At 69.2% G+C, this 18,857-nt stretch carries 18 protein-coding genes and 1 pseudogene; 3 read left to right on the plus strand and 16 right to left on the minus strand.

All coding sequences use genetic code 11. The annotated features are described in order from the left end of the window. Positions 1 to 12: 12 nt before the first annotated feature. From AB0305_RS15320 to AB0305_RS15355, 8 genes are all read right to left on the minus strand, one after another. Positions 13 to 921 (minus strand): alpha/beta hydrolase, encoded by a 909-nt coding sequence (locus tag AB0305_RS15320; RefSeq protein WP_364137190.1) that lies wholly within the window; start codon positions 919 to 921, stop codon positions 13 to 15. Further along, on the minus strand, positions 918 to 1,598 hold the full coding sequence (locus tag AB0305_RS15325) for a TetR/AcrR family transcriptional regulator (RefSeq protein WP_364137188.1): 681 nt from the start codon (positions 1,596 to 1,598) through the stop codon (positions 918 to 920). Before AB0305_RS15325 ends, AB0305_RS15320 begins: the two co-directional genes overlap by 4 nt. Beyond that, positions 1,595 to 3,244: an AMP-binding protein gene (locus tag AB0305_RS15330; protein WP_364137186.1), complete on the minus strand. Its 1,650-nt coding sequence runs from the start codon at positions 3,242 to 3,244 to the stop codon at positions 1,595 to 1,597. Before AB0305_RS15330 ends, AB0305_RS15325 begins: the two co-directional genes overlap by 4 nt. Continuing rightward, positions 3,241 to 4,485 carry a branched-chain amino acid ABC transporter permease gene (locus AB0305_RS15335; protein ID WP_364137184.1) on the minus strand — a complete coding sequence of 415 codons (1,245 nt, stop codon included), beginning with the start codon at positions 4,483 to 4,485 and terminating at the stop codon, positions 3,241 to 3,243. The genes AB0305_RS15330 and AB0305_RS15335 overlap by 4 nt, the downstream gene beginning before the upstream one ends. Continuing rightward, on the minus strand, positions 4,482 to 5,357 hold the full coding sequence (locus AB0305_RS15340; protein WP_364137182.1) for a branched-chain amino acid ABC transporter permease: 876 nt from the start codon (positions 5,355 to 5,357) through the stop codon (positions 4,482 to 4,484). Before AB0305_RS15340 ends, AB0305_RS15335 begins: the two co-directional genes overlap by 4 nt. After that, entirely contained in the window at positions 5,354 to 6,160 is an 807-nt protein-coding gene (locus AB0305_RS15345; protein WP_364137180.1) for an ABC transporter ATP-binding protein, read from the minus strand. Before AB0305_RS15345 ends, AB0305_RS15340 begins: the two co-directional genes overlap by 4 nt. Then, positions 6,157 to 6,921, minus strand: a complete 765-nt coding sequence (locus tag AB0305_RS15350) for an ABC transporter ATP-binding protein (protein WP_364137178.1) — start codon at positions 6,919 to 6,921, stop codon at positions 6,157 to 6,159. Before AB0305_RS15350 ends, AB0305_RS15345 begins: the two co-directional genes overlap by 4 nt. 80 nt (positions 6,922 to 7,001) lie before the next feature. Further along, positions 7,002 to 8,195, minus strand: coding sequence for a substrate-binding domain-containing protein (locus AB0305_RS15355; protein WP_364137176.1), 1,194 nt, complete (start codon positions 8,193 to 8,195; stop codon positions 7,002 to 7,004). A gap of 298 nt (positions 8,196 to 8,493) precedes the next feature. Between AB0305_RS15355 and AB0305_RS15360 the strand changes: the two genes are divergently transcribed. Continuing rightward, positions 8,494 to 9,003, plus strand: coding sequence for a DUF1579 domain-containing protein (locus tag AB0305_RS15360; protein WP_364137174.1), 510 nt, complete (start codon positions 8,494 to 8,496; stop codon positions 9,001 to 9,003). On the opposite strand, the gene AB0305_RS15365 is transcribed toward AB0305_RS15360, so the two are convergent. From AB0305_RS15365 to AB0305_RS15390, 6 genes are all read right to left on the minus strand, one after another. After that, on the minus strand, positions 9,000 to 10,343 hold the full coding sequence (locus tag AB0305_RS15365) for a pitrilysin family protein (RefSeq protein ID WP_290258339.1): 1,344 nt from the start codon (positions 10,341 to 10,343) through the stop codon (positions 9,000 to 9,002). The two genes, AB0305_RS15360 and AB0305_RS15365, sit on opposite strands and share 4 nt — an antisense overlap. A gap of 130 nt (positions 10,344 to 10,473) precedes the next feature. Further along, entirely contained in the window at positions 10,474 to 12,705 is a 2,232-nt protein-coding gene (locus AB0305_RS15370) for a polyribonucleotide nucleotidyltransferase (RefSeq protein ID WP_364137172.1), read from the minus strand. Positions 12,706 to 12,953: 248 nt separating this feature from the next. Further along, positions 12,954 to 13,223: a 30S ribosomal protein S15 gene (gene rpsO, locus AB0305_RS15375; protein ID WP_290258342.1), complete on the minus strand. Its 270-nt coding sequence runs from the start codon at positions 13,221 to 13,223 to the stop codon at positions 12,954 to 12,956. Positions 13,224 to 13,443: 220 nt separating this feature from the next. Beyond that, positions 13,444 to 14,700 carry a kynureninase gene (gene kynU / locus AB0305_RS15380; protein ID WP_364137170.1) on the minus strand — a complete coding sequence of 419 codons (1,257 nt, stop codon included), beginning with the start codon at positions 14,698 to 14,700 and terminating at the stop codon, positions 13,444 to 13,446. Beyond that, a complete protein-coding gene (kynA, locus tag AB0305_RS15385) occupies positions 14,697 to 15,551 on the minus strand; it encodes a tryptophan 2,3-dioxygenase (RefSeq protein ID WP_364137168.1) in 855 nt (284 codons plus the stop codon). Before kynA ends, kynU begins: the two co-directional genes overlap by 4 nt. A 28-nt stretch (positions 15,552 to 15,579) precedes the next feature. Beyond that, on the minus strand, positions 15,580 to 16,635 hold the full coding sequence (locus tag AB0305_RS15390) for a bifunctional riboflavin kinase/FAD synthetase (protein ID WP_364137167.1): 1,056 nt from the start codon (positions 16,633 to 16,635) through the stop codon (positions 15,580 to 15,582). 196 nt (positions 16,636 to 16,831) lie between these two features. On the opposite strand from AB0305_RS15390, the gene AB0305_RS15395 reads away from it, so the two are divergent. Next, on the plus strand, positions 16,832 to 17,287 hold the full coding sequence (locus AB0305_RS15395; protein ID WP_364137165.1) for a hypothetical protein: 456 nt from the start codon (positions 16,832 to 16,834) through the stop codon (positions 17,285 to 17,287). A 58-nt stretch (positions 17,288 to 17,345) separates the two neighbouring features. Here the strand turns inward: AB0305_RS15395 and AB0305_RS15400 are convergent, their stop codons facing one another. Then, positions 17,346 to 17,927: an adenylate kinase gene (locus tag AB0305_RS15400; RefSeq protein ID WP_364137163.1), complete on the minus strand. Its 582-nt coding sequence runs from the start codon at positions 17,925 to 17,927 to the stop codon at positions 17,346 to 17,348. Between the two features lie 26 nt (positions 17,928 to 17,953). Here AB0305_RS15400 and AB0305_RS15405 point away from each other — a divergent pair, with 26 nt between their 5' ends. Continuing rightward, positions 17,954 to 18,376: a GNAT family N-acetyltransferase gene (locus AB0305_RS15405; protein ID WP_364137161.1), complete on the plus strand. Its 423-nt coding sequence runs from the start codon at positions 17,954 to 17,956 to the stop codon at positions 18,374 to 18,376. A gap of 33 nt (positions 18,377 to 18,409) precedes the next feature. Here the strand turns inward: AB0305_RS15405 and AB0305_RS15410 are convergent. Further along, positions 18,410 to 18,857 (minus strand): annotated as a pseudogene (locus AB0305_RS15410) (HNH endonuclease signature motif containing protein); the annotation flags it as partial.

Raw genomic sequence — 18,857 nt, forward strand, 5'->3', positions numbered from 1 at the left:
AACCCGCCGGAATTACTCCCCGGCGAGGGCGGACCGGACGGTGTCTGCCACGGCGGCCGCGCCGCGCTCGCCCATGATGATCGTGTAGTGGTTCACGTCCGGGACGTCCCGGACCTGCAGGGACGGCAGCTTCTCCGCCCAAGTCTCGAGGTAGCCCGGCGCGTACAGGCCTGCGGGTTCGTTGAGCAGCCCGCGCGGCGCCCGCAGCACCTGCGTCGCCACCGTGAGGTCCGCCAGCGCCTTTAGCAGCGAGGAGCCCCGGTGCAGGTCCGCGGTGTCCTCCGCCATCGCCTCGTACCGGGTGGCCGGCTTCAGCTCCGGGGCCTCGCCGTGGAGGTCGTAGTCCACGTAGTCGTCCACGAACGGGCCCCAGTCGGAGGCGAAGGCCGGGTGCTTGCGCCAGAAGGAGCGGTAGACCTCGCGGCTGGGGAAGGTGGCGTTGAGCCGCTCCGCCGCCGGGCCCAGGATGGAGGAGACGATCTCGGCGTCGGAGAGCCCCTCCGGGACCTGCAGCGGCAGGCCGCCGTCCACCAGCACCAGGGACCGGACCCGCTCCGGGGACAGGTCCGAGAGGACCACGGAGGCGAAGCCGCCCATGGAGTGGCCCACCACGACGACGGGGCCGGGGGCGAGTTCGGCCAGCACGGCGGTGAGGTCCTCCGCGTGCGAGGTCATGCCGTACGGGGCGGGCAGGGCGTTGCTGCGGCCGCGGCCGCGCAGGTCCGGGGCGATGATCCGCACGTCGGGCAGCGCCTCGGCCAGGTACGCCCAGCACTTGTGCGAGGCGGTGACGCCGTGGACGGCCAGGATGGTCGGGGCGTCGGAGCTGTCCTCCGGGCCCCAGATGGCGGTGTGCATGGTGCCGCCGCGCACGGGGACCTCGACGGTCCGGTAGGTCTGCTGGCTGGTGGTCTGGGTCATGGGTTCGTCCCTTCCTGGGGCCGGGTGGGGTTCGCGGCGGTAGTGGGGGCGGGAAGGCCGGGGTCCGGGGCCAGCCCGCGTTCGATGAACTGCATCATTTCCTCGAAGACGTGCTCGGGAATCTCGGGCCGGGCGCCGGCGGCCGGTTCGGCGCCTTCCTCGTCCCAGAGCACCCAGCGCATGCCTATCAGCTCGCCGATGCCCATCAGGGCCCAGGCCGCGACGGTGGGGTCCATGTCCCGGACCTCCCCCGCGAGCTGGGCTGACTTCAGGCCCTCGATGTAGCCATTGACGATCCGGGTGTAATGCAGGCGGAGGGCGCCGGGCGAGACGAACTCGGCCTGGCGGATGATCCGGTACAGCGCGGGGTGCTCGGCGGTGAAGCGGAAGAACGCCCGGAAGCCGGCCCGTTCGGCGTCGATCCGGTTACCGGCGCTGCGGGCGGCGTCGGTCATGGCGTGCCGGACCCGGCGGTTGAGGTCCTCCACCACCTCGTCGAAAATCGTCTGCTTCCCGTCGAAGTAGAGGTAGAAGGTGCCGAGTCCGACGCCGGCGGCCTCGGTGATCTTGACGATCGAGGCGTCGTGGTAGCCCACCGAGGCGAACACGGCCTCGGCGGCCTCGAGCAGCTTGGCGCGGGTGCGGGTGCCGCGGGCGGTGCGGGGTGCGGTGCTCATCGCCGGCCTCCGGGGGTCGATGCAGTGGTGGTTGATGCGGTGGTCGGGGTGGCGCCGTCCGAGTGACGGGCGGCGAGATCCTGCCGGAGCCGGGCGCGCAGCACCTTGTTCAGCGCCGTGCGCGGCAGCCCGGCGACCAGTTCCACCCGCGACGGGACCTTAAAGCGGGCCAGCTGGCCGGCGCAGTGGTCCAGCAGGTCCTGCTCGTCGGTGGCCATCCCGGGCCGGACCACCACGAACGCCTGCCCGGTCTCGCCCCAGCGGGGATCTTCAACGCCGACGACGGCGGCTTGCGCCACCGCCGGGTGGGCCAGGAGGACGGCCTCCACCTCGGAGGGCGAGACGTTCTCGCCGCCGGAGATGTAGATGTCCTTGAGCCGGTCCACCACCTTGATGTACCCGTCGGCGTCGCGCTCGACCAGGTCACCGGTGTGCAGCCAGCCGCCGGCGAGGACCGCCGCCGTCGCGGCCGGGTCGCGGAAGTAGCCGGCGAAGACGCCGGGGCCACCCACCAGGAGCTCGCCGGCGGCCGCGCCGTCGAGGATCTCCCCGGTGGTGGGATCGGCGACCGCCACCTCGACGTGCGGGTAGGGCTTGCCGGAGTAGCCGACCATCCGCTCGGCGTCCTGGTTGGGCAGGCAGAGCACGTTTGGGGACGCCTCGGTAAGGCCGTAGCCCTGGCTCAGCGCCACCCCCTTGCGGTGCCAGATCCGCAGCAGTGGCGCGGGCATGGGCGCCCCGCCGACGACGGCGTGCCGGAGGCCGCCGAGTTCCGCGGCGGCGAAGTCGGGGTGCTCGGCCAGCATCAGGTACTGGGTGGGCACGCCCATCAGCATGGTGACGCCGCGTTCGTCGATCAGCTGCAGCACCCGGCCGGGATCGAAGCCGCGCTCCAGCACCACCGTGGCCCCCACCCACCAGGCCAGCAGCGGCTGGATGTTCCAGCCGCCCACGTGGAACTGAGGGAGGACGGCCAGGACCACGTCACTGCTGCCCATGTCCAGGGTGCGGGAGAGCGAGAGGTTGTTCCAGAAGCAGTTGGCGTGGGTCAGCACGGCGGCCTTGCTGGGCCCCTCGGTGCCGGAGGTGAAGATCATCAGCAGGGCGTCGTCGTCCTGCACGGACTGCCGCGGCAGCTCGGCCGGCGCCGGGGTGACCCGGGTAGGCGGCGGGACGGACTTCTCCACCCCGCCCGGACCCAGCGCCGCGGTCCGTGGCCGGTGCGCCAGCAGGGCGCAGGCGGCGGCGCCCAGGGAGTCCAGGTCCGCCTCGACGAGCAGCAGGTGCGGTTCGGCGAGTTCCAGCTGCACGGCCAGTTCCCGGGGCGAGAGCCGCCAGGACAGGGGCACCAGCACCAGGCCGGCCTTGGCGCAGGCGAAGAACGCCACCACGTGGTCGGTGCTGTTGCCGGTGAGGCTCGCCACCCGGTCCCCCACCCGGTACCCGGCTTCGCGGAACCCCTCGGCCAGGGCCGCGGCGCGGCGCTCCAGTTCGAGGTAGGTCAGGGCGCAGCCCCGGTCATCGATCGCGACCCGGTGCGGGGTGGCGTGGCTGCGGTCGGTGGTCCAGCGGCCCAGGGTGTGGAGCCCGTCCCCGCGAACAGAGCCTGCGATGTGGACCGCGGCGGAAGCCGTGTCGGTGGTCATGCTGCATCCTCCAGAATTTCCCGCGGCGTCTCGGTGGTGCCGTTGCCGGCCCGGCCGCGGCGCCGTTGCGCCAGCCGCTCCGCGGTCCCGGCGATGCCGCCCGGGAGGAAGAGCACCACCAGGATGAACAGCGTGCCGAGGATGAACAGCGGTTCAGACAACGGTACCCGCAGGATGTCCGGAAGGCCCTTGACGGCCTCGGAGTTGGCCAGCGCGGTGAGCCGCTGGTCCAGGATGGTGTAGAAGACGCCGCCGATCACGGCGCCCCAGCGTGAGCCCACGCCGCCGAGTACCACCATGACCAGCAGGGTGATGGTCAGGTCCGAGGAGATGGCCCGGGGCACCGCGCCGCTTTGCAGCAGCAGGAACACCATGCCAATCACACCCACGAGGATCGCGGAGACCACGAAGATCAGCAGCTTCACCAGGTACGGCTGCAGGCCCAGGACGCGGACACGGAGTTCGTTCTCGCGGACCGCGGCCGCGGTGTGGCCGGCGCGGGAGGACTGCACCCAGGCGACGATGATGAAGACGGCCACCAGCACGGCCAGGGCCAGCCAATAGAGGTTCCGGGTGTTCACGACGCCCACCAGGGCCTCGGGCAGGTTGTCCGTGCGAAGGGTCAGGCCCTCGTCGCCGCCGGTTCGTCCGTCCGGGTTGCGGCCAACGATCACCGATCCGGCCTGGGCGAACGCGAGGGTGACCATGGCGAACGGGATGCCGCCGACGCGGAGGCTGATGCTGCCCACCACGTGCGCCAGCACAATCACGATCAGCAGGGTCAGCCCCATGGCCGGCAGCAGCGGGATCTCCAGGTTCTTCAGGATGATCGCGAGCCCGTAGACGCCGGCGCCGAAGTAGAGGGCATGGCCGAAGGAGAGCAGCCCGGCGACGCCGAGGAGCAGGTGGTAGGTCAGGGCGGCGGCGGCCATCAGCATGCTCATGGCCAACAGCTGCAGCGATCCCGGGGTGTAGCTGGGCCCGGGCAGGATGCCGGGCAGGGACAGGTTGAGCAGCGGCAGGAGGACCAGGAGGAGGATCCCGGCCAGGCCCGCTGCCCAGCCGGCAATCCGGCGGCCCGTGACGGGCCGCCCTCCCCTGCCGCGGCCGGTGCCGGGCGTGCCCGCGGTGCGTGCGCCGTCGTCGTGGGTGGAAGCCGGGCGGCGGGACCGTCGGACGGTGCCGGTGTCGCCAGCGGTGCCGCCGGTGGTGGTGTCGGTGTTGCTGCCGGTGGTGGTCATGCGGTTCTCCCAAGCAGGCCGGTGGGGCGGACGAGCAGTACGACGCCGAGGGCCAGCACGACGACGAAGTCGCCGGTGCCGCCGAGGTAGAAGTTGGCGAACTGCTGCAGGACGGCGACGGCGACGGCGGCGATGGCCGCGCCGGTGAGCGAGCCGAGCCCGCCGATCACCGTGACGATGAAGGCGAAGATCAGCAGCGAGCCGCCGAGCATCGGTGAGACGTAGCCGAAGTAGTGCGAGGCGAGGACGCCGCCCAGGCCGGCCGCGGCGCCGCCGATCGTGAAGACCAGGGTGAAGGCTTTACGGACGTCGATGCCCAGGGCGGTGACCATGGAGCGGTTCTCGACGCCGGCGCGGATGATCATGCCGTAGCGGGTCTTCTTGAGGAAGAAGACCAGGGCCAGCAGCACCAGGGCGGCCGCGAGGATGCAGACGAACCGGTCGTTGGGGACCCGGGCGCCCAGGATGTCGGTGGTGTCCTTGAACCAGGCCGGTCCCTGGATGAAGACCGGGTCGGTCCCCCAAATGCCGTCGAACAGGGCGACGGTGGCCAGCGACAGGCCCAGGGTGACCAGGACCTGTTCGATGTGGCGCTGGTAAAGGCGCCGGATCAGGACGAACTCGGTGAAGGCCGCGAACGCGGCGCCGGCGGCGGCCCCGATCAGCAGGGAGACCAGGAAGATCCCCCAGTTGTCGGACCCGGCGCGGCGGGCGATTTCCCAGCCGGTGAAGGCGCCGAGGGTCAGGAAGGCCCCGTGGGCGAAGTTGAGCACGCCCATCAGGCCGTAGATCAGGGACAGGCCGGCGGCGACGAGGAAGTACAGCGCCCCGAGGCCGAGGCCGGTGAAGAGCAGGAGGATGACGGTACTCACTGGGCGGCGCCTTTCACGGCAGCGTGGGAGGCCTGGTCCGCACCCGGGTGCGGGTCGTTGGCGACGCCGAGGTGGCGCTGGATCAGGGCGGCGTCGTCGAGGAATTCCTGCGCGGGGCCGGTGTGGACCACGCGGCCGCCGGAGAGGACGACGGCGTCCCCGGCGAGCTGGCGGACCACCTGGAGGTTCTGTTCCACCAGCAGGATAGGCACGGTCCGCGCGGCCTCGGCGAGGGTCTCGGCGACCTCGCCGACGATCTTGGGGGCCAGGCCCTTGGTGGGTTCGTCGACCAGCAGGACCTTGTTGGTGTTCAGCAGGGCACGGGCCAGCGAGACCATCTGCTGCTGGCCGCCGGAAAGCGTCCCGGCCATCTGGCCGGCGCGGGCCAGCAGGTCCGGGAACAGCTCCTCGACCAGCTGGCGGCGCGGGGCGGCGTCGCGTTCGGCCAGGCGGAGATTCTCGGCGACGGTGAGCTTGGAGAAGACTTCGCGGTCCTCGGGGACGTAGCCGACGCCGCGCTGGATGATCCGGTAGGTGGGGTCCTTGTCGATCCGCTCGCCGTCGAGCGTGACCGCGCCGGAGCGGTCGATCAGGCCGATGATGGCCTTGATGGTGCTGGTCTTGCCGACGCCGTTGCGGCCCAGCAGCGCGGTGATCCCGGCGGCGGGGACGGAGAACGAGACGTCCTCCACCACCTGCTGGCCGGCGATCCTGGCGCTCAGGCGGTCCACGGTGAGGATCGGCGTGGACCCGGGGGCGGCGCCGCCCGGTGTGTCGGGGCGGGGGTCCGCGGCGGGGTTCATACTGGTTCTCCGAGGTAGGCGCTTTGCACGGTGGGGTTGGCCATGACGGCGTCGGGGCTGTCCAGGGCCAGCAGGCTGCCATGGTGCATCACGGCCACCCGGTCCACCAGTCCCAGCACCACGTCCATGTGGTGCTCGACCATCATGACGGTGCAGCCGCGGTCCCGGTGCATGCCGCGGATGATCGCGGTGAGGGACGGGACGTCCCCCGACGCCACCCCGGCCATCGGCTCATCGAGGAGGACGACGGCGGGATCCGTCGCCAGCAGCACGGCGATCTCCACCTTGCGCTTCTCGCCGTGCGAGAGGTCCCCGGCCGCCGTCGTGAGCTGGCCGCTGAGTCCCACCTCGGCGATGGTGTCCAGGGCGATCCGGGTGGCCTCGTCCGAGGAGCCGGGGAAGCGCAGGATGTTCAGGCTTCCGCCGAGCTTGGCCTGCGCGGCGAGCCGGACGTTCTCCAGGACGGAGAGCCGGGGAAAGAGATTGGAGGTCTGGAAGGTCCGGCCCAGCCCCGCCCTCGCGCGGCGGTGGATCGGCTCGTTGGTGATCGGCCGTCCGTTCAGGGCAATGCTGCCCGCGGTGGGGCGCAGCACGCCGGAGATCAGGTTGAAGAGGGTGGTCTTGCCGGCGCCGTTGGGGCCGATCACGCCGATCATCTCGCCGGCGTTGACGGTGAAGCCGACATCCTGGAGGATGCGGGCGCCGCCGATCTGCAGGCCGAGGCCGTCCACCTCGAGGGCGGGCGTGGCTGGGGTAGTCATACGGGTCCTTTGTTCTGGCTCGAAGGCCGGTGCGGCCGGGCCGGGGCGGAATTTTCCGCGCCCGGCCCGGCCGCCGCTGGCTACTTCTTCTCCGGCGGGGCGACGGTGTCGCCGGGCACGGCCTTGATCAGCTGCGGGGTCCAGGCGCCGTCTTTCTGGACGAGCTTGGCCTGGTACATGTCCTGGATCAGGGCGTGGTCCGAGGCACGGACCGTTTCCTTGCCCTTGGGGCCGTCGAAGCTGTAGCCCTCGAGGGCCTTGACCATGGCGTCGGGGTCGGTGCCGCCGCCCTGCTTGATGGCCTGGACGATCAGCTGGCCGGCGACGAAGCCGTCCGGGGTGAAGAGGTCGGCCTTGCCGCCGGCCTTCTCGACGCCGGCGATCATCTTCTTCTCGACGTCGGTGCCGGAGGCGCCCGGGAAGTAGTGGTTGAGGAAGCTGATCTTGGAGCTCGCCGGGCCGTAGGCGTTGAAGCTGGAGGCGTCGCCGAGGCCGGTGACCACCGGGGCGGAGTCGAAGACGCCCTGCTGGCTCAGGGCCTGCCACATGGTGCCGGTGGTGGCGCCGGCCCAGGCGACGAAGACCAGGTCTGCCTTGGCGTCCAGCAGCTGGCGCGCGAACGGCGTCAGTTCCTGGTTCTCCGGAACCAGCACGGAGCTGACGTTGGCGCCCTTGGCCCCGAGCACGGCCTTGACCGCGGCGACGTTGCCCTGGCCGAAGGCGTTGTCCTGGGCGAAGACGACGACCTTCTTGCCCTTGGTGTCGATGAACGTGCCCGCGGTGGCGACGTCCTGCAGGCTCTGCCGGCCGGAGCGGAAGGTGTACTTGTTGACGCCCTGGATCGCGTCGGTGGCGGCGGGGCCGGAGATGTAGAGGACCTTGTTCTGCTGGGCCTGTTCGGCGAGCTTGACGGCGATGCCGGAGGAGGCGGTGCCGCCGATGATCTTGTAGCCCTTGCCGATCATGTCCTTGGCGGCCGAGACCGCTTTGTCCGGGTCCCCGGCGTCGTCGGTGTAGGTCAGGTTGATCTTGGCGCCGTTGACCTCGCCGCTGCCGCCGGTGGCGTAGTCGATGCCGGCCTGCAAGCCCTGGTAGTAGGTGGCGCCGTAGGCCGCCAGGGCCCCGGTCTTGGAGTAGATGATGCCGACGTTGACGGGCTCGGCGGCCTTGCCGGAGCCCGCGGGGGCTGCCGAGCCGGCGGTGGGCGCGCAGGCGCTCAGGGCCAGGCCGGAGGCCATCACGGCTGCCATCAGGAACTTCTTTGTGTCCTTCACGGGATGCCTTTCGGTGAAAATCCGAGGAGTGGGGGCAGGGGAGATCTGAGTCCAACCTGAAAGGTGATTCAGATTACAGTCAATCTATGGCGCGGGTCACAGACTGTCAACGGATTCCGGCGCCGACTGTGCAACGAAATGGCAACGAAACGGCTTCTCCCCCGCTCCGACCAACTGCGCCTTAGCGGCTCCCCGCGGCCGCCCTTTACTCCCAGTGCGGCCCGCGTGAAGATGATCCCGGGGCCGCAGCGCGGTCGCAGCGCGGTCCCATGGGAAGGACCGGGGAGGTGCGTGCGGCATGAACCGACGGTTGACGGGCGCCACGCTCGGCGCCCTGGCTGATTTCCTGGGGCGCTGGAGCGGCACCACCCGCTGGGAGGCCACCGCGTGGGGTCCGGCAAGGAGCGCGGCGGCGGAGGTGGAGTTCGCGCGGGCGGCGGGTGGGCTGGCGGTCACGGTGGCGTTCCGGCACGCCGAGGCCGACGGCGGCGTCGCCACCGTCACGGGGGTGCTCACCGAGGATCCGCGCCACCCCGGGGCGCTCCTATACGAAATTCACGGTGCACGCGCCGGCGTCGTAGGCCTGCCCTTGGAGGGGCGCGCACCGGACGCGCCGGCGCGGGCCGCCTGGCACGACGGCGTGCTGACCATCGAGCGGCGCAGCGCCCGGGGCACGGCCCGGCACACGCTGCAGGTGCGCGATGGCGAGCTCATCCACTCCGCCGGGCTGCGGCTGGGAGCCGCCGGGGAGTTCACCCCGGTCATGACGACGGTGTGCCGCCGGGTCCGGGCGGCGGCGCCGGTTTAGAGCCCGAAGGTCTCGGTTTCCTCGAAGGGTCCCACCACGGTGACGGTCCGCGGGGCGGCGGCGAGTTCGCGGGCGAGTTCCTGGACCTCGGCGGCGGTGACGGCCTGGATCTGCCGCAGGGTCTCGTCGATGTCCTGGTATTCGCCGGAGACCAGTTCGGCCCGGCCCAGGCGGGACATCCGCGAACCGGTGTCCTCCAGCGCCAGGACGATCCCGCCGCTGAGCTGGCCCACGGCCTTGCGCAGCTCCTCCTCGGTGATGCCGCCCTCGGCGAGCTTGTCCAGCTCGGCGCCCAGCAGGTCCAGCACCTGGCGGACCTTCGTGGGGGTGCAGCCGGCGTACATGCCGAAGTACCCGGCGTCGGCGTAGGAGGAGGCGAAGGAGTAGGTCGAGTAGACCAGCCCGCGCTTCTCGCGGACCTCCTGGAACAGGCGGGAGGACATGCCGCCGCCGAGGACGGCGTTGAGGACGCTCATGACGAAGCGGCGGTCATCGGTGGCCACCAGCGAGGGGCAGCCTACGATAATGTTGGCCTGCTCCACGGGGCGCTTGACCACGTGCAGGCCGGCGGTGCCGGTGATCACGGCGCGTTCGGTCGCGCGGCGCTGCACCGGGGCGGCGTCGGCCTCGAGGTCCCAGCCGGCGGTCTCCAGGGCGTCCACCACGAGGCGGCAGACGACGTCGTGGTCCAGTCCCCCGGCGGCGGTGATGACGAGCTCGTCCGGGCGGTAGTAGCGCCGGTAGTGGTCCCAGACCGAATCCCGGGCAACGGCGCGGATGGCCTCGGGAGTGCCCCCGATGGGGCGGCCCAGCGGGTGGGAGCCGAGGACCGCGGCGACAAAGTGCTCGTGGGCGACGTCGGTAGGGTCGTCGCTGTCCATCGCGATCTCCTCGAGGATGACGTCGCGTTCCTGCTCCATCTCCTGCGGGTCGAGGACGGCGCCGGTGATCATGTCGGCGATGACGTCGATCGCCATTGGCAGGTCCGTGTCGAGGACCCGGGCGAAGTAGCAGGTGCTTTCCTTGGCGGTGGCCGCGTTGGATTCGCCGCCCACCTCATCGAAGGCGGAGGCGATCTCCAAAGCGGTGCGCTTCCGGGTGCCCTTGAAGAGGAGGTGCTCCAGGAAGTGGGTGGAGCCGTGCTGGCCGGGTGCCTCGTCCCGGGACCCGACGCCGACCCAGAAACCGATCGTGGCGGAGCGCTGGCCGGGCATCGCCTCGGTCAGCACCCGGACGCCGCCGGGGAGCACCGAACGCCGCACCTCCGAACCGCCGTCGGCCCCGTGGATCAGGGTGTCGGCGTGCTGGTTCTGCTCGAGCGGCAGCGGAACGAGAGTCATTAAGGCCTTTCAAAAAACCGTGCTGGAAGGGTGCCAAATCTGCCTGCCATCCTACCCGCGGCGGCGGCAGTTAACGGCAGCGGGGCCGGTGGACGAATCCACCGGCCCCGCTGCCGTTGATCGGGAGGGACTACTCCGCGGACTCCGGGGCGGCGTCGGCGCCCTCTTCCTCGGCCACGACGGGCGAGAGGGAGAGCTTGCCGCGGTCATCGATCTTGGTGATTTCCACCTGGATCTTCTGGCCGACGGAGACGACGTCCTCGACGTTGTCCACGCGCTTGCCGCCGGCGATCTTGCGCAGCTCGGAGATGTGCAGCAGACCGTCCTTGCCCGGGGTCAGGGAGACGAAGGCGCCGAAGGTGGTGGTCTTGACGACCGTACCCAGGTAGCGCTCACCGATTTCCGGGACCTGCGGGTTGGCGATGGCGTTGATCGCGGAACGGGCGGCGTCCGCGGACGGGCCGTTGGTGGCACCGATGTAGACGGTGCCGTCGTCCTCGATGGAGATATCCGCGCCGGTGTCCTCCTGGATCTGGTTGATCATCTTGCCCTTCGGGCCGATGACTTCGCCGATCTTGTCTACCGGGATCTTGACCGCAATGACGCGCGGAGCGAACTCGGAGAGCTCGTCCGGGGTGTCGATCGCGGAGTTCAGGACGTCCAGGATGTGGAGGCGGGCTTCGCGGGCCTGCTTGAGGGCCGCTGCCAGCACGGAGGCCGGGATGCCGTCGAGCTTGGTGTCCAGCTGGATGGCCGTGACGAACTCGGAGGTACCGGCGACCTTGAAGTCCATGTCGCCGAAGGCATCTTCGGCGCCGAGGATGTCGGTCAGGGCGGCGTAGCGGGTCTGGCCGTCAACCTGGTCGGAGACCAGGCCCATGGCGATACCGGCGACGGCGGCCTTCAGGGGCACACCGGCGTTCAGCAGAGACAGGGTGGAGGCGCAGACGGAGCCCATCGACGTCGAACCGTTGGATCCGAGAGCCTCGGAGACCTGGCGGATGGCGTAGGGGAACTCCTCGCGGGACGGCAGCACGGGCACGATGGCGCGCTCTGCCAGGGCACCGTGGCCGATTTCGCGGCGCTTCGGCGAACCGACGCGGCCGGTCTCACCGGTGGAGTACGGCGGGAAGTTGTAGTTGTGCATGTAGCGCTTGCGCGTCACCGGCGACAGCGAGTCGATCTGCTGTTCCATCTTCAGCATGTTCAGCGTAGTGACACCCATGATCTGGGTCTCGCCGCGCTCGAAGATGGCCGAACCGTGGACGCGGGGCAGGACCTCGACCTCGGCGGTGAGCTGGCGGATGTCCGTCAGGCCACGGCCGTCGATGCGGACCTGGTCCTTCAGGATGCGCTGGCGCACAACCTGCTTGGTGACGGAGCGGAAGGCTGCGGAGAGTTCCTTCTCGCGGCCCTCGAACTGGCCGGCCAAGGAGGAGAGGACCTCATCCTTGAGCGCGTCGGAGGCGGCGTCGCGTTCCTGCTTGTCGGCGATCTGGAAGACCGCGGCAAGCTTCTCGGCGGCGGCGGACTCGACGGCGGCGTAGGTGTCGTCCTCGTAGTCCAGGAAGACCGGGAACTCGACCGTGGGCTTGGCGGCCCGGGCGGCGAGGTCGGCCTGGGCGTCGCAGAGAGCCTTGATGAACGGCTTGGCAGCCTCCAGGCCCTCAGCCACGACCTCTTCGGTCGGGGCGGTGGCGCCCTGTTCCTTGATCAGGTTCCAGGAGTTGTCGGTGGCCTCGGCCTCGACCATCATGATCGCGACGTCGTCACCGGCAACGCGGCCGGCGACGACCATGTTGAAGACCGAGTTCTCCAGCTGGGAGTGCTTCGGGAAGGCAACCCACTGGGAGCCCTGCTCGTCGGCGACGAGGGCAACGCGGACGCCGCCGATCGGGCCGGAGAACGGCAGGCCGGAGAGCTGGGTGGACATCGAGGACGCGTTGATCGCGACGACGTCGTAGAGCTCGTCCGGGTTGATGGAGAGCACGGTAACGACGATCTGGACCTCGTTGCGCAGGCCCTTGATGAAGGCCGGGCGCAGCGGGCGGTCCATCAGGCGGCAGGCCAGGATCGCTTCGGTGGACGGGCGGCCTTCGCGGCGGAAGAACGAGCCCGGGATGCGGCCGGCGGCGTACATGCGCTCTTCGACGTCGACGGTCAGCGGGAAGAAGTCAAAGCCTTCACGCGGGTGCTTGCCGGCCGTGGTGGCCGACAGCAGAGCGGTTTCTTCGTCGATGTAGACCATCGCGGCACCGGCGGCCTGCTTGGCAAGGCGGCCGGTTTCGAAGCGGATGACCCGCTTGCCGAAGCGGCCATTGTCAATGACGGCTTCCGAGAACTGGATTTCGGGACCCTCCATAGAGAGTCACCTCCGTTTCTTGTGTCACGGAGTCCAGCCGCATCAACCCAGTCCGGCATCTGTCTACCTGGACTGCACTGCACCCGGTCATCGATCGAGACCCACGGGCCCGGGCTTCGGTTCCTTGAAGCCCTTCCCGGAGGTCACTACCGAGGACCGCGAATGCGTGATGCGGTTGATCCTCCTGTTGAGTTTTTTTGAAGAAGGCGGCCCCTTTCCGCACGGAAAGGGGCCGCCCCTAAAGCTGACTAGCGGCGCAGGCCGAGGCGCTCGATGAGCGCACGGTAGCGGTTGATGTCAGTGTTCTTGAGGTAGGTGAGCATGCGCTTGCGGCGACCAACCATGGCCAGCAGACCGCGCTGGGTGTGGTAGTCGTGCTTGTGCACCTTCATGTGCTCAGTCAGATCCTTGATCCGCTGGGTCAGGACTGCAACCTGGACCTCCGGCGAACCGGTGTCGCCCTCAGACGTTGCGAAATCCTTCATGATGGACTGCTTTACAGCGGCTTCAAGTGCCACAATAACTCCTTGAGATGTGCCGTGAGGCCCGAATCAGTAATTCACTGCCGGGGATGCCGGACGCGTATTTCCACCAAAGCGGTATCACGCGGCAGGGCCCAGCAACCACGGACTGCAGCCGGACCCACCGTTTAGTTTACGGGCACGCCGCGGACGTTGTCTAAACCGGCCCTGCGCCGGCGTCGACCTGCGGCGATCAGGCGGTGTCGACCTGCGGCGATCAGGCGGCGTCGGCGAGCAGCCCGCGGATGGCCAGCACGCCGCGGTAGAGCTCGGCGAACGAGGTGCTCAGCGGGGAGAGGCCCAGCCGGATGCCGTGCGGGGCTCGGAAGTCCGGGATGACGTCCTGCTTCCACAGCGTTGCGGTCATTTCCCGGAACGCCGGGTGGTCCACGGTGATGTGGCTGCCGCGCCGCGCCGGGTCCCTGGGGGTGGAGAGCTTCACGCCGGAGGGTTCCAGCCAGGCGTCGAAGAGCTCCAGGGCATAGGCGGTCAGCAGCTCGGACTTGCGCCGGATCGCCGACATTCCGGCCTCCTCGATCAGGTCCAGGGTCCCGCGCATGGCGAGCATGCCGAAAATCGCCGGGGTGCCGCTGAGAAAACCGCGGATGCCCGGGGCCGCCTCATAGCCGGGACCCATTTCGAAGGCGTCCTTGCGGCCCATCCAGCCCCAGATGGGCTGCTGCAGGCCGGGAAGGTGCCGGGCGTTGACGTACGCGAACGCGGGCGAGCCCGGTCCCCCGTTGAGGTACTTGTAGGTGCAGCCGGCGGCGAAGTCCACGTCCGCGGCGTCCAGGGCGATCTCCACCGAGCCCGCGGAGTGGCAGAGGTCCCAAACCACCAACGCGCCGGCGTCGTGGATGGCGGCCGTGATCCCGGGCAGGTCCGCCAGATGGCCGGAGCGGTAGGCGATCTGGCTCAGGACCACGACGGCGGTGGCGGGGCCGGTGGCGGCACGAACCTGTTCCTCGGTCACCCCGGAGGCCTGGTCCGCCTGGATCCAGCGGATCGTCAGATGTTCCTCGCGGGCGATCCCCTCCACCAGGTACCGGTCCGTGGGGAAGTTCTCGGTGTCCAGCACGATCTCGGTGCGGGCGGGATCCGTGACGGCGGCGAGGGCGGCCCGGATGAGCTTGTAGAGCACCACGGTGGTGGAGTCGGCAATGATGGTTTGCCCCGGCGCGGCGCCGAGCGCGGCCCGGCCCAGCTGGTCGCCGATGGCCTGTGGAAGGTCCAGCCATTCCTCGTCCCAGCCACGGATCAGCCGGCCGCCCCAGCCCTGTTCGATGAACGCGGAGATGTCCGTGACGGTGCGCTTGAGCGGCCGGCCCAGGGAGTTGCCGTCCAGGTAGGAAAGCTCGGATTCCGCGCCGACGAACTGGTCCCGGTACGCGGCCAGCGGATCGGCGGCGTCGAGGTCGAGGGCACGCTGCCACAACGGGTCGGCGCCGCTGTGCACCTGCTGGTTCTCGCTCACTGGCCGATCTCCGTTCGTACGGCGAAAAGTTCGGGGAAGAAGGTCAGCTCCAGGGCCTTCTGCAGGAACGCGGCGCCGCTGGAGCCGCCGGTGCCGGATTTCATGCCGATGGTCCGCTGCACGGTGCGCAGGTGGCGGAAGCGCCAGAGCTGGAAGTTGTCCTCGAGGTCCACGAGTTCCTCGCAGGCCTCGTAGGCTCCCCAGTTGTCCGCCGCGTTTTCGTAGATGGACTTGAACACCGGCACCAGCTCGGCAGAGAACTCGTGGGCCTGGCTGACGTCCCGGTTCAGCACCGACTCGGGCACGTCAAAGCCCTGGCGCTTGAGGTATGCGAGGAAGTCGTCGTAGATGCTGGGCGCTTCGAGCAGCTCCTGCAGCATCGCGTGTGCCTCCGGGTCCGATTCGAAGACCGGCAGCATCTTGCGGTTCTTGTTCCCCAGCAGGAATTCCACGGCCCGGTACTGGCTGGACTGGAACCCGGAGGAGTTGCCGAGGAAACCGCGAAACTGGGAGTACTCGGTGGGTGTCAGGGTGGCCAGGACGGACCACTGCTCGGTGAGGGTCTTCTGGATGTGCTTGACCCGGGCGATGGCTTTGAGGGCGGAGCCGAGGTCGTCGCTCCGGAGCCACGCCGCGGCGCTGCGCAGTTCGTGGAGCACGAGTTTCAGCCACAGCTCCGTGGTCTGGTGCTGGATGATGAACAGCAGCTCGTCGTGGTGCTCCGGCCGGCTGACCGGCTGCTGCGCGCTGAGCAGCGTGGGGAGCTGCAGGTACGAGGCGTAGCTCATCCGGGTGCTGAAGTCGCGGACGATGTCCTTGTCCAGCTCCCGGGTGTTCTTCTCAAGTGTCACGTCTGGTGCCTTCCCCGCCGGCAGGGTTTCAGCCGGCGAACAGGATCTGGTGGGTCTGGACGACGTCCAGCCGCATCTGCTCGATCAGAGCCTCGGGCCCACGGTACGCGACCATGCCGCGCAGCCGGGCCACGAATTCGACGACGACTGTCTGGTCGTACAGATCGAAGTCCTCCACCGCCTCCTGGGGCCGGTCGATGACGTGCGCCTCCACCTGGCGGCTGACGCCGTCGAAGGTGGGGTTGGAGCCGACGGAGATCGCAGCGGGCCAACGGGTACCGGCCTCATCCACCAGCCAGCCGGCGTAAATGCCGTCCGCGGGGATGTAGCCGGTGGCGTCGGCGGCGAGGTTCGCGGTGGGGAAGCCCAGGTCGCGGCCGCGGGCTGCGCCGTGCACCACCGTGCCGCGCATCCGGTGCGGGCGGCCGAGGACGGCGGCGGCCGTGGCGACGTCGCCCTCGCGCAGCGCTTCGCGGACCCAGGTGGAGGAGCAGCGGCGGTCGCCGGCGCCGTGCTCGGCCGCGGCGCCATCTGTTCCGGCGTCGTGCGTTTCGGCACCGTGCGTTCCGGCACTATCTCCTCCGGCGCCGTGCAGCGGGAAGCCTTCGGCGCCGAACTCGCTGATGACCTGGACTTCGAAGCCGAGCTTCTCCCCCAGATCCTTCATGGTGTCCAGGTCCCCGGAGTTGCCGCGGCCGAAGCGGGTGTCGTGGCCGATGACGACGTGGCTGGCCTTGAGTGTGTCGACGATGATGGAGGAGACGAATTCTTCGGGCGTGAGGCTGGCCAGTTCCAGCGAGTACTTCATCACCAGGACGGCATCCAGGCCCACCTCGCCGAGCGCGACGAGCTTGTCTTCGAGGCCCATGATCAGCTCGGGTGCTGACTCCGGCCGGTGTACCTGGGCGGGGTGCGGGTCGAAGGTGATGACGACGGCGCGGGCGTGGTTCAGGCGGGCGGTGCGGATGAGCTGGGAGAGCACCTGCTGGTGACCGCGGTGCACGCCGTCGAAGTTGCCGATCGTGACGACGGTCGGGCCGAAGTCCGTGGGGACCTCGGACGGATCGTTCCAGATGTGGACCATCTACCTCGCCTTTTTGCTGCCTGCCAAAACACTTTTCCCGGAGGGATAGGGCCGGCTCCGGAACTCTCCTAGGTTACCCGCATTCCTCCGGCGCCCCCGACGCCGGCCGGGTCCCCGCGCCCCTCCCCCGCTATCGGCGCCGTGGTAGCGTCCCCCTAACGCCGACGGAGCGACATGGCGTCGAATTGGGGGACAGATGAAAAGCGGAATGACGGGCGCCTTGACGCTGGTGGCGATCCTCGGAGGGGCGCTGAACGGGTGCGCAGCGCAGCCGGTGAGCACCGTGCAGCCTGGGCCGGCGCAGGCCGGTTCGGCGGCCGCAGGTCCGACGGAAGCCGGTCCCACGGACGCAGGGCGGGCTCACGGTCCGGTGGGCGGTTACGAGGGCTGGTGGAACTCGACGCCGGCCAGCGGTGACGCCCATGGCCTGCCTGCGGAGACGGTCGCCATCAATACCCGCACCAACCAGGTGGTGGACGCCTTCAACCGAAGCATCAACGACGCCGGCCGCCCCACGAAGATCAGCGACGTCGATTACATCGTCACCCCGGACCCGTCATGGCCGAAGGACTCGGTGGTCATCATTGACACTTCCACCCGTCAGGTCATCGCCAACTTCCGGGTCGATGCGGCGGGCGAGCCGATCCGGTAGGTTCCGACCTGAGCCGCAACCCGCCGTCGTCCGGGAACCGCGGGAGCAGTACGCTCCGCTAGCCTGCCGGGGGCCGCGACTGCACCGGTGGTACGGATGGCAACCCGTTCAACCAGGCCTCCAGTTCCCGCGGCCGCCTGAAGATCAGGATCTCGGCGGAGCCGCCGGCGCTGCTGAGGGAGCGCATGACCTGCCGCTTGCGGGTAAAGGACCGGAAGTGCCAGGCAATGATTGAGTCCTTGGCGAACAGCCGGCGAAGCGTCTCCCGGTTTCCGTTGCAGACCTCCTCCTTGGCGACGACCCGTCGGATGGACCGGCGAATGAGGCGGAGCAGGGATAGCCACCGGGGGTAGTCCAGCCCGACGATGAGTTCGGCCCGGGGAACGATCAAATCCCGCCACACGCCGTAGGCGCTGTCCAGCACCCACGCGTCCATGGCGGCGATCCGCGCGGCTGTCTGGCGTTGCTCCTGATCGCCGGGCTGCTGCCACCCGGGCAGCCAGCCAATATCGTCATCCGCCGAGTACTCCGGGAGCCCGGTGCGTGCCGCATAGGCCCGGGCGGCCGACGATTTTCCGCTCCCGGTGACACCGTAGAAGAGCACACGCGAGGGGCCCGGGGCCGGGGTGGGTGAGTTCATTCGCCCCAGCATGCCACACTGGGCGGATGTCCGAGTTCAGCCTCTCAGCGAGCCGCGATGTCTCCCGGTCGGAGCTGCTTGCCCTCTACGACTCCGTGGGCTGGACCGCCTACACCAACGAACCCGAGGTGCTGGAACGGGCCGTTCGAAAGTCCTCCTTTGTCGTCACGGCGTGGGCGGAAGGCGCCTTGGTGGGTCTGGCAAGGGCTATGTCCGACGACGAGACTATTTGCTACGTCCAGGACATCCTGGTGCAACCCTCCTTCCATCGTTCGGGTGTCGGCCGACAATTACTGGCCGCGGTCATGAACCGGTTCGCCCATGTGCGGCAAACGGTCCTTTTGACCGACGACGAGCCGGAACGACGGTCCTTCTACGAGTCGCAGGGCTTCATCGAGGGCGGCGACTCGAAGCCCCACGCTCTGCGCGTGTTCACACTGTTCCGATAGCGGCACCTGCAACCACTCCCTTACCTCCCGAAATCACAGTCTGAAGTAGTGGTTTTGTCGGGGTTTTTGGTGGGGGTCGAGGTGGAGTGGCGGGATGTACCAGGGGGTGCCGTTGCGGGTTTGGATGGTCCATAGTTCTTTGTGGATCAGGTGATGGTGGTGCGAACACAACAGGACACCGTTGTCTGTACTCGTTGGGCCGCCGCGGGACCAGTAGTCGATGTGGCGGCTTCGCACCAAGGTGCTGGGATGGTGCAGCCGGGGAAGGTGCAGCCTTTGTCGCGGGCGGTGATGGCTTTGCGGATGTGGGGCGGGAAGATTCTGCTGGTCCTCCCGATGTCCAGGACCCGGCCGTCGGTGCCGAGGAGGACGGGAATGATGTCCGCGTCGCAGGCGATCTTGCGGATGGTGGCGGCGGCGACGGGTCCGGTGAAGGCCAGCGTCCCGGTTGAACCATTGTGCGAGGACATCGAACAGGGGC

It is taken from the genome of Arthrobacter sp. NPDC080086, assembly GCF_040702285.1.

Coding starts and splice junctions, on each gene's coding strand:
- AB0305_RS15320 (WP_364137190.1), bottom strand. CDS start 921: ATGACCCAGACCACCAGCCAGCAGACCTACCGGACCGTCGAGGTCCCC.
- AB0305_RS15325 (WP_364137188.1), bottom strand. CDS start 1,598: ATGAGCACCGCACCCCGCACCGCCCGCGGCACCCGCACCCGCGCCAAG.
- AB0305_RS15330 (WP_364137186.1), bottom strand. CDS start 3,244: ATGACCACCGACACGGCTTCCGCCGCGGTCCACATCGCAGGCTCTGTT.
- AB0305_RS15335 (WP_364137184.1), bottom strand. CDS start 4,485: ATGACCACCACCGGCAGCAACACCGACACCACCACCGGCGGCACCGCT.
- AB0305_RS15345 (WP_364137180.1), bottom strand. CDS start 6,160: ATGAACCCCGCCGCGGACCCCCGCCCCGACACACCGGGCGGCGCCGCC.
- AB0305_RS15350 (WP_364137178.1), bottom strand. CDS start 6,921: ATGACTACCCCAGCCACGCCCGCCCTCGAGGTGGACGGCCTCGGCCTG.
- AB0305_RS15360 (WP_364137174.1), top strand. CDS start 8,494: ATGAACCGACGGTTGACGGGCGCCACGCTCGGCGCCCTGGCTGATTTC.
- AB0305_RS15365 (WP_290258339.1), bottom strand. CDS start 10,343: ATGACTCTCGTTCCGCTGCCGCTCGAGCAGAACCAGCACGCCGACACC.
- AB0305_RS15370 (WP_364137172.1), bottom strand. CDS start 12,705: ATGGAGGGTCCCGAAATCCAGTTCTCGGAAGCCGTCATTGACAATGGC.
- AB0305_RS15390 (WP_364137167.1), bottom strand. CDS start 16,635: ATGGTCCACATCTGGAACGATCCGTCCGAGGTCCCCACGGACTTCGGC.
- AB0305_RS15395 (WP_364137165.1), top strand. CDS start 16,832: ATGAAAAGCGGAATGACGGGCGCCTTGACGCTGGTGGCGATCCTCGGA.
- AB0305_RS15400 (WP_364137163.1), bottom strand. CDS start 17,927: ATGAACTCACCCACCCCGGCCCCGGGCCCCTCGCGTGTGCTCTTCTAC.
- AB0305_RS15405 (WP_364137161.1), top strand. CDS start 17,954: ATGTCCGAGTTCAGCCTCTCAGCGAGCCGCGATGTCTCCCGGTCGGAG.